Annotated in this window: 1 protein-coding gene; it reads right to left on the bottom strand. The window is 67.1% G+C overall.

Going from position 1 to position 313, the window contains the following annotated elements:
* Window positions 1–313: tRNA-guanine transglycosylase (locus tag ACMUOY_RS08020; protein ID WP_413892183.1), on the bottom strand; the 313-nt coding region annotated here is incomplete at both ends.

Raw genomic sequence — 313 nt, forward strand, 5'->3', positions numbered from 1 at the left:
GCGCAGCATCTCTTCCTTGGGCTCGCCCACACTCACGCCGCCCACCGCGTAGCCGGGGAAGTTCATCTCGACCAGCGCGTCCAGCGATTCCTGGCGCAGGGGCTCGAACATGCCGCCCTGCACGATGCCGAACAGCGCGTTGGGGTTCTCCAGCCGGGCGAACTCGGCCTGGCAGCGTTGCGCCCAGCGGCGCGAGAGCTCCATCGAGCTGCGCGCCTCGCGCTCGGTGGTGAGCTGGCCCTTGGTCTCGTAGGGCGTGCATTCGTCGAACTGCATGACGATGTCGCTGTTCAGCACGGTCTGGATCTGCATC

Origin of the sequence: Candidatus Skiveiella danica, assembly GCF_022705245.1 — a bacterium.
GTDB classification, from domain to species: domain Bacteria; phylum Pseudomonadota; class Gammaproteobacteria; order Burkholderiales; family Burkholderiaceae_C; genus Skiveiella; species Skiveiella danica.